The organism is Sphingomonas liriopis (genome assembly GCF_024211255.1).
Taxonomy (GTDB): Bacteria; Pseudomonadota; Alphaproteobacteria; order Sphingomonadales; family Sphingomonadaceae; genus Sphingomonas; species Sphingomonas liriopis.
Window position 1 is genome coordinate 22872 of sequence record NZ_JAMLDY010000022.1, and the last position, 13728, is coordinate 36599.

Below are 13728 nucleotides of genomic sequence, written 5' to 3' on the forward strand. Positions count from 1 at the left end.
GACGGTGTCGGCAATCTTGATCCAGGCATTGGCGAAGCCGCATCGAACCCGCTATGCTGATCGCAGCAGAAGGGGACGTCTTGCACACCGAAATTCTCTGGATCGCACCGACGGCGGCGCTGGTGCTCGGCTATCTGCTGGGCTCCATCCCGTTCGGCGTGATCCTGACCCGGCTCGGCGGGGCGGGCGACCTGCGCAGCATCGGGTCGGGCAATATCGGTGCGACCAACGTGCTGCGCACCGGGCGCAAGGGGCTGGCGGCGGCGACGCTGCTGCTCGACCTCGCCAAGGGCGCCGCCGCGGTGTGGCTGGCGGCCCGGCTGTTCCCGGGCGACGAGATGGTCGCCGCGGCGGCGGCGTTCGTCGGCCATTGCTACCCCGTCTGGCTGCGCTTTCGCGGCGGCAAGGGCGTCGCGACGCTGATGGGCATCGTGCTCGCGCTGCACTGGCCGATGGGATTGGTCTATGCGGCGGTGTGGCTGGGATTGCTGGCGAGCGTGCGCATCTCGTCGGTCGCCGGCATGGCGGCAGCGGTGAGCGCGCCGGTCAGCGGCGCGCTGTTCGGCCGGTTCGACCTCGTCATGCTGCTGCTCGCGCTCGCCGGAATCGTGCTGTGGAAACATGCCGAGAATATCGAGCGGCTCGCCAGCGGCACCGAACCGCGCGTCGGGCGCAAGAAGGACGCGGCGGACGCGCCGACGGATGGCTGAGCGCGACGTCGCGCGCCTCCGCCTCATCCGCACCGCCGGCATCGGCCCGGTCACCTATCGCCAGTTGATCGCGCGCTTCGGCACCGCGGCGGACGCGCTCGCGATGCTGCCGACGCTGGCGCGGCGCGGCGGCGGCGCGCCACCGCGGGTGGCGGACGCGGCGATGGTCGAGCGTGAGATGGCGGCGACCGCGCGGCTCGGCGCGCGCTATCTGTTCCTCGACGATGCCGATTATCCGCCGCTGCTGGCCGAGATCGACACCGCGCCACCGGCACTGATCGTCCGCGGCGACCTGCGGCTGGCGGGGGCGATGTGCGTCGCCATCGTCGGCGCGCGCAACGCCTCGGCGGCGGCGTGCCGCTTCGCGCGGACGCTGGCGCATGAGCTGGCCGCAGAGGGCGCGACGGTCGTCTCCGGCCTCGCCCGTGGCATCGACACCGCGGCGCATGTCGGCGCGCTGCCGCGGACGATCGGCGTGATCGCCAGCGGCATCGACGTCGTCTTCCCGCCCGAAAACGCCGGCCTGCAGGAACAGGTGGCGTGCGACGGCCTGCTCGTCGCCGAACAGCCGCCCGGCACGCAGCCGCTCGCGCGCCATTTCCCTTCGCGCAACCGGATCATCGCCGGCCTCGCGCTCGGCACGGTGGTGGTCGAGGCGGCGCCGCGCTCGGGCTCGCTCATCACCGCGCGGCTGGCGAACGAGGCGGGGCGCGAGGTGATGGCGGTGCCCGGCAGCCCGCTCGACCCACGCGCGCAAGGCTGCAATCTGCTGATCCGCGACGGCGCGACGCTGATCCAGACCGCCGCCGACGTGCTGGAGCAACTCCGCCCGATCGACCCGCGCAGCGTCCGCGCGCCCGCCTCGTCCTACGGCGCGCCACCGCCGGCCGATGCGAGCGAGCGCGAACGCAGCCGCATCACCGGCCTGCTCGGCCCGGTGCCGGTATCGGTCGACGAACTGATCCGCCAGAGCGGCATCGTGCCCGCGATCCTCCAGACCGTGCTGCTCGAGCTGGAACTCGCCGGCCGGCTCGAACGACACGCCGGCGGACGGGTCAGTCTGTCGCTGTGATCCGCGGCTTCGCCGCATAACGTCCGATCAGCACCGTGATGATCGGGCTGCCCACCGTCAGCACCGCCAGCGCCGCGACCCATGTCACCATCCCGCCGGCGAATGCGCATACACCGATCGCGATCGAGATCCAGCTGCGCTGCAGGAACGGGCGCATGTCCGCCGCCGTCAGTCCCGCATCGAGCAGCTCGGGCGCGACGACGATGCTGCGGATCAGCTGCCGGTTGAGCAGCCCCAGCACGATCAGCCATCCGGTGTAGAAGCCGATGCCGACGCGCAGCTGGACATATTCGCTGATGACCGCGGTCGGGAACGGCATGAACGCGACCGCCAGCAACAACAGCAGGTTGACGCTCGTCAGCCGCTTGTTGCTCGCCCGTAGCAGCCCCATCACCTCGTGGTGAACCAGCCAGAAGCGCCCCAGGACGAGGAAGCTGACGAGGAACCCGATATAATTGGGAATCAGGTTCGCCAGCGCCTGCCCCAGCTCCGGCCCGGTGACGTGATGCATCGGCGGCAGCTTCACCTCGACCACCAGCAGCGTCATCGCGATCGCGAACACCGCGTCGGAAAAGAAGGTCAGCCGTTCCAGCTGCGCGCGCTCGTGCCGCGCCCGATGTCCGGCGTCGATCATGACTTGCGCATGGCCTTCGTCGATCCCCACATCCGTATCAGCCCCCGTTGACAGCCGCCCCATCGGCTTTCCACCCTCGCGCGTACACGTAAGGACGCTATTCCACCATCATGCAGCTCGTCATCGTCGAATCGCCCGCCAAGGCGAAAACCATCGAAAAGTATCTGGGATCGGACTTCCGCGTCCTCGCCTCCTACGGTCACGTCCGCGATCTGCCGGCGCGCGACGGATCGGTGAATCCCGACGAGGGGTTCGCGATGGAGTGGGAGAATTACGCGGACAAGTCGAAGCAACTGAAGGCGATCGCCGATTTGTCGAAGACCGCCGACCGCCTGATTCTCGCCACCGATCCCGATCGCGAGGGCGAGGCGATCAGTTGGCACGTGCAGGAGGTGCTGCGCAATCGCAAGGCGCTGCCCAAGGACGTCCAGCGCGTCACCTTCAACGCGATCACCAAGCCCGCGATCCTCGCCGCGATGAAGGCGCCGCGCGAGCTCGATACCGACCTGATCGACGCCTATCGCGCCCGCCGCGCGCTCGACTATCTCGTCGGCTTCACACTGTCGCCGGTGCTGTGGCGCAAGCTGCCCGGCGCCAAGTCGGCGGGCCGCGTCCAGTCGGTCGCGCTGCGGCTGATCGTCGGCCGCGAGCGCGAGATCGAAGCCTTCAAGGCCCAGGAGTATTGGTCGGTCACCGCGCAGATGGAGCAGGACGGCACGCCCTTCGTCGCGCGCCTCGTCCAGTGGGACGGCAGGAAGCTCGACCGTCTGTCGATCGGCAATGAGGGCGACGCGCTCAAGGCCAAGGCCGCGGTCGAGGAAGGCCGCTTCTCCGTCCAGACCGTCGAAACCAAGCCGGCGACGCGCAACCCGCCGCCCCCCTTCACCACCTCGACGCTGCAGCAGGAGGCGGCGCGCAAGCTCGGTTTCTCCGCCGACCATACGATGCGGATCGCGCAGGGGCTCTACGAGGACGGCGCGATCACCTATATGCGTACCGACGGCGTGCAGATGGACGGCAGCGCGATCTCCGCCGCGCGCCTCGCCATCGCCAACCGCTATGACGCGAGCTACGTCCCCGATTCGCCGCGCCAGTATCAGACCAAGGCGAAGAACGCACAGGAAGCGCACGAGGCGATCCGCCCGACCGACTTCACAAAGGATCGCGCCGGGTCGGGCGACCACGGCCGCCTGTACGAGCTGATCTGGAAGCGCGCGCTCGCCAGCCAGATGGCATCTGCCCGCATGGAGCGCACCACCGTCGAGATGGCGGACGGCACCGGGCGCCACGTGCTGCGTGCGACGGGGCAGGTCGTGCTCTTCCCCGGCTTCCTCGCGCTCTACGAAGAGGGATCGGACGACACGCAGGACGAGGAAGCGCGCCGCCTGCCCCGCCTGCGCGAGGGCGACGCGCCGGCCAAGAAGAGCGTCGACGCCGAGCAGCATTTCACCCAGCCGCCGCCGCGCTTTTCCGAAGCCAGCCTCGTCAAGCGGATGGAAGAACTCGGCATCGGCCGCCCGTCGACCTATGCCTCGATCATCAAGACGCTGAAGGACCGCGCCTACGTGCGCGTCGAGAAGAACCGCTTCTTCGCCGAGGAATCGGGCCGTCTCGTCACCGCCTTCCTCGAACGCTTCTTCGAAAAGTACGTCGGTTTCGACTATACCGCCGAGCTGGAGGAGGAGCTCGACGACGTCTCGGGCGGCCGCGCGCAATGGCAGGCGGTGCTCGAAGCCTTCTGGCGCGACTTCAAGCCGCGCACCAGCGAGGTGATGGAGCAGCAGCCTAGCGCCATCACCGCCGAACTCGACCAGTTCCTCGCGCCCTATCTCTTCCCCGACAAGGCGGACGGCTCCGACCCGCGGCTCTGCCCCAAGTGCGAACAGGGCAAGCTGGCGCTGCGCGGCGGCAAGTTCGGCGCGTTCATCGCCTGCTCCAATTACCCGGAATGCAAATATACCCGCCGCTTCGCGCAGCCCGGCGGCGAGGAGGGCGACAGCGGTCCCGAGGGACTCGGCAAGGACCCGGCGACGGGGCTCGAGGTCGAGCGCAAATCGGGGCGGTTCGGCCCCTATATCCAGCTCGGCGAGGGCAAGGAGGCCAGGCGCGCCTCGATCCCCAAGGACCTGCCCGGCGAGCTCGACCTCGAATGGGCGTTGAAGCTCTTGAGCCTGCCGCGCACGATCGGCAATCACCCGGAGACGGGCGAACCGATCACCGCGTCGATCGGCCGCTACGGGCCGTACCTGGCGCACAGCGGCAAGTATGCGCGGCTGCAATCGACCGCCGACGTGTTCGAGACGGGGATGAACGCCGCGGTGGTCAAGCTCGCCGAGGCGGCAGCTGGCGGCGGTCGTCCGGCACGCGGCGCGGCGCGAGCGCCGCTCAAGGAACTGGGCAAGCATCCGCGCACCGAGCTCGAGATCAGGCTGATGGAGGGGCGCTATGGCGCCTACGTCACCGATGGCGAGACGAATGCGACGCTGCCCAAGTCGATTCAACCCGACGCGCTGACGCTGGAAGAGGCGGCACAGCTGATCGACGATCGCGCTGCGGCGGCACCGGCGAAGGGCAAGAAGAAGGCGCCGGCCAGGAAGGCTGCGGCGAAGAAGCCGGCGACGAAGGCCGCGGCCAAGCCGGCGGCGAAAAAGGCACCGGCGAAGAAGAAGGTGGCGGAATAGCGCCCGCCTGACCCATCGTCATCCCGGCGAACGCCGGGACCCATCGATACGGTACGCCCGTTCGGGTCACATCGGCAGCGGCCGTGCTTCCATGGGTCCCGGCGTTCGCCGGGATGACGGAAGAGGCATTGGCCGGATCGGGCTATTACGCCGCGCGACGCTGCGTCATGCCGAGCCAGGCGCGCGCGGCGCGCTGCGCTTCGGCGATCTCGCGCGCGGTCATGTCTTCGGCGACCTCGGCACGCGCATCGACGGCATCGCTGAAGCCCGCCACGGCGGCGAGGTTGAACCATTTGTGCGCTTCGATCAGATCGATCCCCGCCCCCGCGGTCCCGGTCTGGTAGCAGACGCCGAGGTCGAACAACGCCTCTGGCCGGCCGCGCATCGCGTCGGCGATCCGGCTTTCTAGGAGGAATTGTGCGCTCTTGATACTGTTGCCCATCGGAAGCCCCCATTTATCATTGGGCCACCTTGCGGCGATTCGCGTCAAGAAATGGTTAACACCGAAAAAACCATGACCGTCAGGGATTTGGCTCGACGGGAACGTTGTCGATCAGCCGCGTAGCGCCCATCCGCGCCGCCGCGAGCAGCCGCCGCGGGCGATCCGCCGCGGGCGATTCGGACAGCGTCTCGGCATCGACCAGCGCGACGTAATCGACCACGAACCCCGCCGCGACCAGCGCCCCCCGCGCCTCCGCCAACGCCGCCTCCGGATCGTCGCCGCGCGCAATGGCCCGCGCCGCCACCCCCAGCGCGCGCGGCAACGCCACCGCCTTCGCCCGCTGTTCCTCGTCGAGGTAGATGTTGCGCGACGACAGCGCGAGGCCGTCGTCGTCGCGCTGCGTCGGCACGCCGACGATCTCGATCGCCATGTCGAGGTCGGCGACGAAGCGGCGGATCACCGCCAATTGCTGGAAATCCTTCTCGCCGAAATAGGCGACGTCGGCGCCGGTCTGGTTGAACAATTTGGTGACGACGGTGGCGACGCCGTCGAAATGCCCCGGCCGTGCCGCGCCGTCGAGGCCGTCGCTGACTCCCGACACGCTGATGTTGGTGGCGAAGCCATCGGGGTACATCACCTCGACCGACGGCAGCCAGAGGAGGTCGCAGCCCCCCTCGGCCAGCAATCGCGCATCGGCCGCCTCGCGCCGCGGATAGCGGGCGAGGTCCTCGTTCGGCCCGAACTGCTTCGGGTTGACGAAGATCGAGGCGATGACCTTCGTTCCCGGCCGCCGCGCCGCCTCGACCAGCGCCATGTGACCGGCGTGCAGCGCGCCCATCGTCGGCACCAGCGCGATGGCTGCGCCCTCCGCCCGGAACGCGGCCACGGCGTCGCGCAACCCCTGCAAGTCCCGAACTGTCTGCACCGATACCCCCTCGAACATTGAGCGCGCGGCTTCTATGGAGAAGGTCGTACCGGAGCAATCCAAGACCAACCGATAAGGAACGAACCGTGCCCACAGGGCCACACGTCGCCTCCCCACACGTTATCGTCTTCGCCAACGAAAAGGGCGGCACCGGCAAGTCGACGACCGCGGTGCACGTCGCGATCGCGCTCGCCGCCAAGGGCCACAGGGTCGCCTGTTTCGACCTCGATCACCGCCAGCGTACCGTCGGCCGCTATCTCGACAACCGCGCCGCGACCATCAAACGCACCGGCAGCGCGCTGCCGATGCCGGTCCACGACACGCACGACGGCACGACCGAAAGCGTGTTCGAGGAAAAGTGGCAGCGGCTGTCCGACGGCGCCGACTTCCTGATCGTCGATACGCCCGGCCGCGACGATTATTTCGCGCGCACCGCCGCGGCGCTGTCCAACACCTTGGTCACGCCGATGAACGACAGCTTCGTCGATTTCGACCTGATCGGACAGGTCGATCCCGAGACCTTCAACGTCACCCGCCCCAGTTTCTATTCGGAGCTGATCTGGGACGCACGCAAACAGCGCGCTCGCGCCGACGGGACGCAGATCGACTGGGTCGTGCTGCGCAACCGCCTGCAGCATATCGAGGCGCGCAACATGCGCCGCGTGTCGGATGCGCTCGTCCAGCTCGCCAAGCGCGTCGGCTTCCGCATCATCCCGGGGCTCGGCGAGCGCGTCATCTATCGCGAGCTGTTCCCGGCGGGCCTCACCATGATCGATTCGAAGGAATTCGGCGCGATGGGCCTCGGCCACGTCGCCTCGCGCCAGGAATTGCGCGAGATGATGAGCGCGTTGCAGCTGCCCGAACCCGCGACGCCCGAAATCGCCGCATGAAGTGGCTGCTGGTCATCGCGCTGATCTGGTTCGCGTGGCATTATCTGGGGCGCAAGCCGAAGCGCGTCGTGCTCAGCGAGGAACAGCGCGCGCGGCAGGTGCTCGGGCTGCGCCACGGCGCCGACGAGGCCGAGATCCGCGCCGCGCATCGCCGCCTGCTCGCCGACGTCCATCCCGATCGCGGCGGTTCGGCCGCGGCGACGACCGAGATCAACGCGGCGCGCGACCTGCTGCTCGGGGCGGTACGCCGCAGCTGATGGCGCACGTCCTGTCGCCGGCGATCTTGCGCGAATACGACATCCGCGGCACCGTCGGTCGCAACCTGGGGGTTGCCGATGCGGTGGCGATCGGGCGCAGCTTCGCCACCCGCGTGCGCGCCGCAGGCGGCACCCGCGTCGCGGTCGGGCGCGACGGACGCCTGTCCTCGCCGGAGCTGGAGGCGGCGCTCGTCGAGGGGCTCATCGCAAGCAGCGTCGACGTGGTGCGGATCGGCATCGGCCCGACCCCGATGCTCTATTATGCCGAGGCGACGCTGGACGTCGACGCCGGCGTCCACGTCACCGGCAGCCACAATCCGCGCGACGACAATGGCTTCAAGATGGTGCTCGGCCACCGCTCCTTCTACGGCGCCGACGTGCTGGATCTGGCGCGCATCGCCGCGGCGGGCGACTGGAGCGAGGGTGCTGGCACGGTCAGCCAGGCGGACGTGCTCGACACCTATGTCGGCCGACTGCTGGCGGGCTATGCCGGCGGCGCCTACCGGATCGGCTGGGACTGCGGCAACGGCGCCGCCGGACCGGCGGTCGAGCGGCTGGTCGCGCAGCTGCCCGGCGAGCACCATCTGCTCCACACCACGGTCGACGGCCGCTTCCCCAACCACCATCCCGATCCGACCGAGGAGGCGAACCTTGCCGACCTCCAGGCGCTGGTCCGTGAGAAGCGCCTCGATTTCGGCATCGCCTTCGATGGTGACGGCGACCGGATCGGCGCGGTCGATGGCGAGGGGCGCGTGCTGTGGGGCGACCAGTTGCTCTGCCTGCTGTTGCCGCCGGTGCTCGCCGAGTTGCGCGGCGCAACCGTCGTCGCCGACGTCAAATCCTCGCAATTCGTCTTCGACCGCATCGCCGAACTCGGCGGCAAGGCGGTGATGGGCGCGACCGGGCACAGCCTGATGAAGGAAGCGATGCTGGCGCACGACGCACCGATCGCGGGGGAGCTCAGCGGCCATATCTTCTTCGGCGCCGGGGCCAATGGCGGCTGGTACGGCTTCGACGACGCGCTGTACGCGGCGGTGCGGCTGATCGGTGCGGTGCATCTGTCGGGCCGGTCGCTCACCGCGCTGCGCTCGGCGATGCCGGCGCTGGTCAACACCCCCGACCTGCGCTTCCCGGTCGATCCGGCACGCAAGTTCGCGGTGATCGACGAGGTGCGCGCGCGGCTGGAGGCCGCCGGTACGCCGGTCGTCGCGATCGACGGCGTCCGCGTGACGACGCTCACCGGCTGGTGGTTGCTGCGCGCCTCGAACACGCAGGACGTGCTGACCGCGCGCGCGGAAGCGGGCAATCAGGCCGATCTCGACGTGCTGCTCGCGCAGATCGACGCCGAACTTGTGGCGAGCGGCATCGCGCGTGATTGACAGCCGCCCCGCGCCGGATAGGGTCGGCGCCATGGTGGGGACCTATAGCGCCGAACGGGCGGTCGACAGCTTCCGCTCGAGTACCAACCGCTGGCTGCTCGGCAGCTTCACCGGATGGCTGACCTTGCTGTCGTGCGTGATCGGCGTCGGGCTGGTCATCATCGCGGTGCGCTGGCTGCAGAACATGGCCTCGGCGTACGAGATCACCGACCAGCGGCTGATCGTGAAGCGCGGCCTCGTCATGAAATCGATCGACGAGATCGAACTGTACCGGATCAAGGACGTCCGCGTCGATTTCTCGCTGGTCAACCAGATCGCCGATATCGGCACGATCACCATCACTTCTACCGACCGCACCACCGGCCATACGCAATTCGTCCTGCGCGACGTCCCCGCCGCGCGCGAACGCCGCGAAGGCATCCGCAAGCTCGTCGACCGCGCCCGCCGGCTACGCGGCGTGCGCGAGCTGGACGTCGATGCCGACGACGATTTCCGCTGAGGCTTCCGACGTGGGCCTCATATCCTTCGTCACCCCGGACTTGTTCCGGGGTCCACTCTGCGGCGAGGCCGAAGGCTAGAGCCTATTGCCGTGCGCCCGCGGCCCGGTGGACCCCGGAACGAGTCCGGGGTGACGACTGGCTCGGGGCGGGGTTGCGGGCCCGAAACACTGGCATAATCCCCCGAAAAGCCCCATCTGACCGTCAATGCGCCCCGCCCCCCAGATCGTCCGCGTCATCGACCTCGAAACCACCGGCAGCGCGCCGCCCGCGCACGGCGTGTGCGAGATCGGCTGGCAGGACGTCGCGCTGCAGAAGGACGGCCGCTGGGAACTGGAGGGCGAGGGCGGATCGATCCTCGTCAACCCCGGCCGCGCGATCCCGCCGATCACGCAGGCGATCCACCATATCCTCGACGAGGACGTCGCCGACGCGCCGTGGTGGCACGACGTCGCGCGCCGCGTGCTCGATCCCTATCCGCGCCGCATCGCGCTCGCCGCGCACCGCGCCGATTTCGAACAGCAATTCTGCACGCCCAACCTGACCCACGGACAGGAATGGATCTGCACGTGGAAGTGCGCGCTGCGGCTGTGGCCCGATTCGCCCAGCTTTTCCAATCAGGTACTGCGCTACTGGCGCAAGCCCGAAGGCCTCGATCAGAGCCGCGGCCTGCCCGTCCACCGCGCCTTTCCCGACGCCTATGTCACCGCGCACCATCTGCGCGACCAGCTCAACGAAGCGGGGGCGGCGCAATTGCTCGACTGGTCGCGCACGCCGGGCCTCATCCCGCGCGTCCGCTATGGCCCGCACCGCGGCAAGGCGTGGAGCGAGCTCGACCACGACAGCCTGATGGCGTTCCTGACCGATCGCGATCCCGACATCCGCTTCACCGCCAATGCCGAGGCGGATCGGCGCAGCGGCGGCGGCGCGGTCGGCCGCGCCAGCGCGCAGGATCTGCTGCTGTAGACAGCATATCGGCGTCGCTGGCGTAACGATCCGCGCTGCCGTAAGGCGGACGTCGTGATCGCGACCATCCGCAACCATTTCGTCGTTTCCGAAGGCCGCTTCGGCCGGGTGCTGGTGTCGTTCATGGCGCTGGGCTTCCTCGCGCTCGTCGCCGCCGGGATCGCCGCGGGCTGGGCGACGGGGCGCAACGAGGCGCATACCCGCTCGGTCAACCACACCTACGAGGTCGAGCTGGCGATCGGCACCGCACGCCGGCTGATCGAACAGGGCGAGGCGTCGCGGCGCGGCTATCTGCTGACCGGCAACCGCGAATATCGCGATGCCTATGACCGCTGGACGGTGGCGCTGCCCGATGCGCTGCACAGGATGCAACTGCTGACCCGCGACAATCCGCGGCAGGTCGATACGCTGATCCAGCTTCACCGCGACATCGCCGCCTTGCTCGCGCAGCGGACGCGGACGATCGCCATGGTCGATGCCGGGCAGGACGATGCCGCCGTCGCGTCCTTCCGCGGCGAAACCAGCGTCCGGCGCATGATGGGCATTCGCAGCGCATTCGACCGGATGGCGACGGAGGAACGTCGCCTGCTCGCCCGGCGTGACGAGGCGCAACGCGCGAGCGTCCGCGCCTTCTACGCGATCCTCGCGCTCGCCGCGGTGCTGCTGATCCTCGTCGCGATCGCCTCGCTGTTGACCGTCATGCGCTACACCCGCGACCTCGCCGCCTCGCGCGACGACCTGCGCGACTTCAACGACCGGCTCGAGGAAACGGTGCACGAGCGTACCGCCGACCTCAGCCGCGCCAACGAGGAGATCCAGCGCTTCGCCTATATCGTCAGCCACGATCTGCGCTCGCCGTTGGTCAACGTGATGGGCTTCACCGCCGAACTCGCCGCCGCGACGGCGCCGCTCGGCGAACTGCTCGACCGGGCGGAGGCGCAATGCCCGCAGATCGTCGGCGAGGAGGCGCGGCTCGCGGTGCGCGAGGATCTGCCTGAGGCGATCGGCTTCATCCGCACCTCGACGCAGAAGATGGACCGGCTCATCAACGCCATCCTCAAACTGTCGCGCGAGGGGCGGCGCGTCATCACCCCCGAACCGATCGACGTCGCCGCGGTGGTCGATACGATCGCGGGGTCGATGCGCCACCTGCTCGACGAGCGCGGCGTGGCGCTGGACGTCGCGCGGCCCGTCCCCGGCCTCGTCACCGACCGGGTGGCGATCGAACAGATCCTGTCGAACCTGATCGAGAATGCGACCAAATACCTCCAGCCCGGCCGCCCCGGCGAGATCACCGTATCGGGTGAGGAACGCCGCGACCGCGTGATCGTCGCGGTCGCCGACAACGGCCGCGGCATCGCGGCGGCGGATCACCAGCGCATCTTCGACCTGTTCCGCCGATCGGGGACGCAGGACCAGCCGGGCGAAGGCATCGGGCTGGCACACGTCCGGGCGCTCGCCTATCGTCTCGGCGGCACGATCGACGTCGACAGCGAACTGGGGCGCGGATCGACCTTCCGCCTCAACCTTCCCAAGACCTACGCACAGCAGGACAGCCAGCCATGAACGCGCATCGCTCCGTCGGCATCGTCATGATCGAGGATGACGAGGGCCACGCCCGACTGATCGAAAAGAACATCCGCCGCGCCGGCATCATGAACGAAATCCGCCACTTCACCGACGGCGGCCAGGCGCTGCACCATCTGTTCGAGGCGGAGGACGGCCCCGCCAAGGGCGGCCCGGCGCTGGTGCTGCTCGACCTCAACCTGCCCGACATGAGCGGCACCGACATCCTCGCGCAGATCAAGGCGGAGGACAGCCCGCTGAAGCGCACCCCCGTCGTCGTGCTGACCACCACCGACGACAAGGTCGAGATCGAGCGCTGCTACGACCTCGGCTGCAACGTCTACATCACCAAGCCGGTCAATTACGAAAGCTTCGCGCAGGCGATCCGCCAGCTGGGCCTGTTCCTGTCGGTGATCCAGGTCCCCGAGGTCGAGGAACACTGATCCTGCCCGATTCCACCCCCAGCGTCCTGTACATCGACGACGACGACGGCATCCGGCGGCTGGCGGCGCGCGGGCTGGCGCGGCGCGGCTATCGCGTGACCCCGGCCGAGGGCGGGGCGGAGGGCATCGCGCTCGCCGCGGCGGAGCGGTTCGACCTCGTCGCGGTCGATCATTACATGCCGGGGATGGACGGCCTCGAGACGCTCGAGCGGCTCGCCGCGCTCCCCTCACCGCCGCCGGTGGTCTACGTCACCGGATCGGACGAGGGCCGGATCGCGGTCGCGGCGCTGAAGGCGGGCGCAGCGGATTACGTCGTGAAGACGGTGGGCGAGGATTTCTTCGACCTGCTCGCCGCCAGTTTCGAACAGGTGCTGGGCCGCAGCCGGCTGGCGCGCGACAAGGTCGCGGCGGAGGCGGACCTGCGCGCGAGCAACGCGCGGCTGGAGGCATTGCTCGGCGAGGTCAACCACCGCGTCGCCAATTCGCTGCAGCTGGTGTCGGCGATGGTCCGGCTGCAGGCAAGCGCGCTCGCCGACCCAGTCGCGCGCGCCGCGCTCGACGACACCCAGCGGCGGATCGGCGCGATCGCGCAGGTCCATCGCCGGCTCTATTCGGCGAACGACGTCGAGAGCGTCGACATGCGCGATTATCTGGGCTCGCTCGTCGCCGAACTGGCCGAGACGCTGTCGAACGACGCCGCGCCGCACGTCCTGCGCGTCGTCGCCGACCCGATCCGCCTCGCCACCGACAAGGCGGTGTCGCTCGGCGTGATCGTCACCGAACTGGTCACCAATGCGTGCAAATACGCCTATCCCGCCGGCACCGGCGGCGAGATTCGGGTATTGCTGGCGGCGGACGGTACCGGCCGCTTCCTGCTCGCGGTCGAGGACGACGGCTGCGGCATGCCCGCCGACCCCGCCCCCCGCGGCACCGGCCTCGGCACCAAACTGATCCGCGCGATGGCGCACAGCCTGCAGACGAGCGTGGCGTACGAGCCTTGCGTGCACGGCGTCCGCGCGACGTTGCGCGCGGGGGTGGTGTAGGCGCCCACCCGATCCCCGGCGTACACGAACTGGAACCCAGCATATTCACCGTCACCCCAGCGTTGGGTGGGGTCTCGTGGTGGAGTTCCCGCCGCCCTCCCCAACGGAAAGACCCCAGCGTTCGCTGGGGTGACGGATTGGCATTGCGGATTAGGGCGAAGGCTCGCGTCGGCCTACTCCGGCATCCTGAGCGCCCCACACCACCCCCACCCGTTCGTGCTGA

Annotated in this window: 14 protein-coding genes; 11 read left to right on the forward strand and 3 right to left on the reverse strand. The window is 69.1% G+C overall.

All coding sequences use genetic code 11. The features are described from left to right. The first annotated feature begins 80 nt into the window (after nucleotides 1-80). Together plsY and dprA are read left to right on the forward strand one after the other, a co-directional pair. Complete coding sequence (gene plsY, locus M9979_RS15235; protein ID WP_254290213.1) at nucleotides 81-710, forward strand: glycerol-3-phosphate 1-O-acyltransferase PlsY; 630 nt, start codon at nucleotides 81-83, stop codon at nucleotides 708-710. Further along, nucleotides 703-1782 carry a DNA-processing protein DprA gene (dprA, locus tag M9979_RS15240; protein WP_254290214.1) on the forward strand — a complete coding sequence of 360 codons (1080 nt, stop codon included), beginning with the start codon at nucleotides 703-705 and terminating at the stop codon, nucleotides 1780-1782. Before plsY ends, dprA begins: the two co-directional genes overlap by 8 nt. On the opposite strand, the gene M9979_RS15245 is transcribed toward dprA, so the two are convergent. Further along, a complete protein-coding gene (locus tag M9979_RS15245; RefSeq protein ID WP_254290215.1) occupies nucleotides 1766-2416 on the reverse strand; it encodes a TMEM175 family protein in 651 nt (216 codons plus the stop codon). The genes dprA and M9979_RS15245 overlap by 17 nt on opposite strands. A gap of 110 nt (nucleotides 2417-2526) precedes the next feature. Here M9979_RS15245 and topA point away from each other — a divergent pair, with 110 nt between their 5' ends. After that, the gene (gene topA, locus M9979_RS15250) at nucleotides 2527-5097 is read left to right on the forward strand and encodes a type I DNA topoisomerase (RefSeq protein ID WP_254290216.1); all 2571 of its coding nucleotides are present in this window, start codon (nucleotides 2527-2529) and stop codon (nucleotides 5095-5097) included. Between the two features lie 145 nt (nucleotides 5098-5242). On the opposite strand, the gene M9979_RS15255 is transcribed toward topA, so the two are convergent. Together M9979_RS15255 and panC are read right to left on the reverse strand one after the other, a co-directional pair. Continuing rightward, nucleotides 5243-5539, reverse strand: coding sequence for an SEL1-like repeat protein (locus tag M9979_RS15255; RefSeq protein WP_254290217.1), 297 nt, complete (start codon nucleotides 5537-5539; stop codon nucleotides 5243-5245). A gap of 79 nt (nucleotides 5540-5618) precedes the next feature. Beyond that, entirely contained in the window at nucleotides 5619-6464 is an 846-nt protein-coding gene (gene panC, locus M9979_RS15260; RefSeq protein ID WP_254290218.1) for a pantoate--beta-alanine ligase, read from the reverse strand. A gap of 86 nt (nucleotides 6465-6550) precedes the next feature. Here panC and M9979_RS15265 point away from each other — a divergent pair, with 86 nt between their 5' ends. From M9979_RS15265 to M9979_RS15300, 8 genes are all read left to right on the forward strand, one after another. Beyond that, entirely contained in the window at nucleotides 6551-7354 is an 804-nt protein-coding gene (locus tag M9979_RS15265) for a division plane positioning ATPase MipZ (protein WP_254290219.1), read from the forward strand. Beyond that, nucleotides 7351-7611 (forward strand): J domain-containing protein, encoded by a 261-nt coding sequence (locus M9979_RS15270; RefSeq protein ID WP_254290220.1) that lies wholly within the window; start codon nucleotides 7351-7353, stop codon nucleotides 7609-7611. The genes M9979_RS15265 and M9979_RS15270 overlap by 4 nt, the downstream gene beginning before the upstream one ends. Then, the gene (gene pgmG, locus M9979_RS15275; RefSeq protein ID WP_254290221.1) at nucleotides 7611-8990 is read left to right on the forward strand and encodes a phosphoglucomutase/phosphomannomutase PgmG; all 1380 of its coding nucleotides are present in this window, start codon (nucleotides 7611-7613) and stop codon (nucleotides 8988-8990) included. The genes M9979_RS15270 and pgmG overlap by 1 nt, the downstream gene beginning before the upstream one ends. Before the next feature lie 31 nt (nucleotides 8991-9021). Beyond that, the gene (locus M9979_RS15280; protein WP_254290222.1) at nucleotides 9022-9489 is read left to right on the forward strand and encodes a PH domain-containing protein; all 468 of its coding nucleotides are present in this window, start codon (nucleotides 9022-9024) and stop codon (nucleotides 9487-9489) included. A gap of 205 nt (nucleotides 9490-9694) precedes the next feature. After that, the gene (locus M9979_RS15285; RefSeq protein WP_254290223.1) at nucleotides 9695-10453 is read left to right on the forward strand and encodes an exonuclease domain-containing protein; all 759 of its coding nucleotides are present in this window, start codon (nucleotides 9695-9697) and stop codon (nucleotides 10451-10453) included. Between the two features lie 54 nt (nucleotides 10454-10507). Beyond that, nucleotides 10508-12019, forward strand: coding sequence for a sensor histidine kinase (locus M9979_RS15290; protein WP_254290224.1), 1512 nt, complete (start codon nucleotides 10508-10510; stop codon nucleotides 12017-12019). Continuing rightward, nucleotides 12016-12462 carry a response regulator gene (locus tag M9979_RS15295; protein ID WP_254290225.1) on the forward strand — a complete coding sequence of 149 codons (447 nt, stop codon included), beginning with the start codon at nucleotides 12016-12018 and terminating at the stop codon, nucleotides 12460-12462. Before M9979_RS15290 ends, M9979_RS15295 begins: the two co-directional genes overlap by 4 nt. Next, entirely contained in the window at nucleotides 12462-13505 is a 1044-nt protein-coding gene (locus M9979_RS15300) for a sensor histidine kinase (protein ID WP_340689075.1), read from the forward strand. Before M9979_RS15295 ends, M9979_RS15300 begins: the two co-directional genes overlap by 1 nt. The last annotated feature ends 223 nt before the right edge of the window (nucleotides 13506-13728 follow it).

Excerpts from the sequence above, each read along its gene's own strand:
- topA (WP_254290216.1), top strand. The coding sequence starts at position 2,527 with ATGCAGCTCGTCATCGTCGAATCGCCCGCCAAGGCGAAAACCATCGAA.
- M9979_RS15280 (WP_254290222.1), top strand. The coding sequence starts at position 9,022 with ATGGTGGGGACCTATAGCGCCGAACGGGCGGTCGACAGCTTCCGCTCG.
- M9979_RS15270 (WP_254290220.1), top strand. The coding sequence starts at position 7,351 with ATGAAGTGGCTGCTGGTCATCGCGCTGATCTGGTTCGCGTGGCATTAT.
- pgmG (WP_254290221.1), top strand. The coding sequence starts at position 7,611 with ATGGCGCACGTCCTGTCGCCGGCGATCTTGCGCGAATACGACATCCGC.
- M9979_RS15295 (WP_254290225.1), top strand. The coding sequence starts at position 12,016 with ATGAACGCGCATCGCTCCGTCGGCATCGTCATGATCGAGGATGACGAG.
- M9979_RS15245 (WP_254290215.1), bottom strand. The coding sequence starts at position 2,416 with ATGATCGACGCCGGACATCGGGCGCGGCACGAGCGCGCGCAGCTGGAA.
- M9979_RS15255 (WP_254290217.1), bottom strand. The coding sequence starts at position 5,539 with ATGGGCAACAGTATCAAGAGCGCACAATTCCTCCTAGAAAGCCGGATC.
- M9979_RS15285 (WP_254290223.1), top strand. The coding sequence starts at position 9,695 with ATGCGCCCCGCCCCCCAGATCGTCCGCGTCATCGACCTCGAAACCACC.
- dprA (WP_254290214.1), top strand. The coding sequence starts at position 703 with ATGGCTGAGCGCGACGTCGCGCGCCTCCGCCTCATCCGCACCGCCGGC.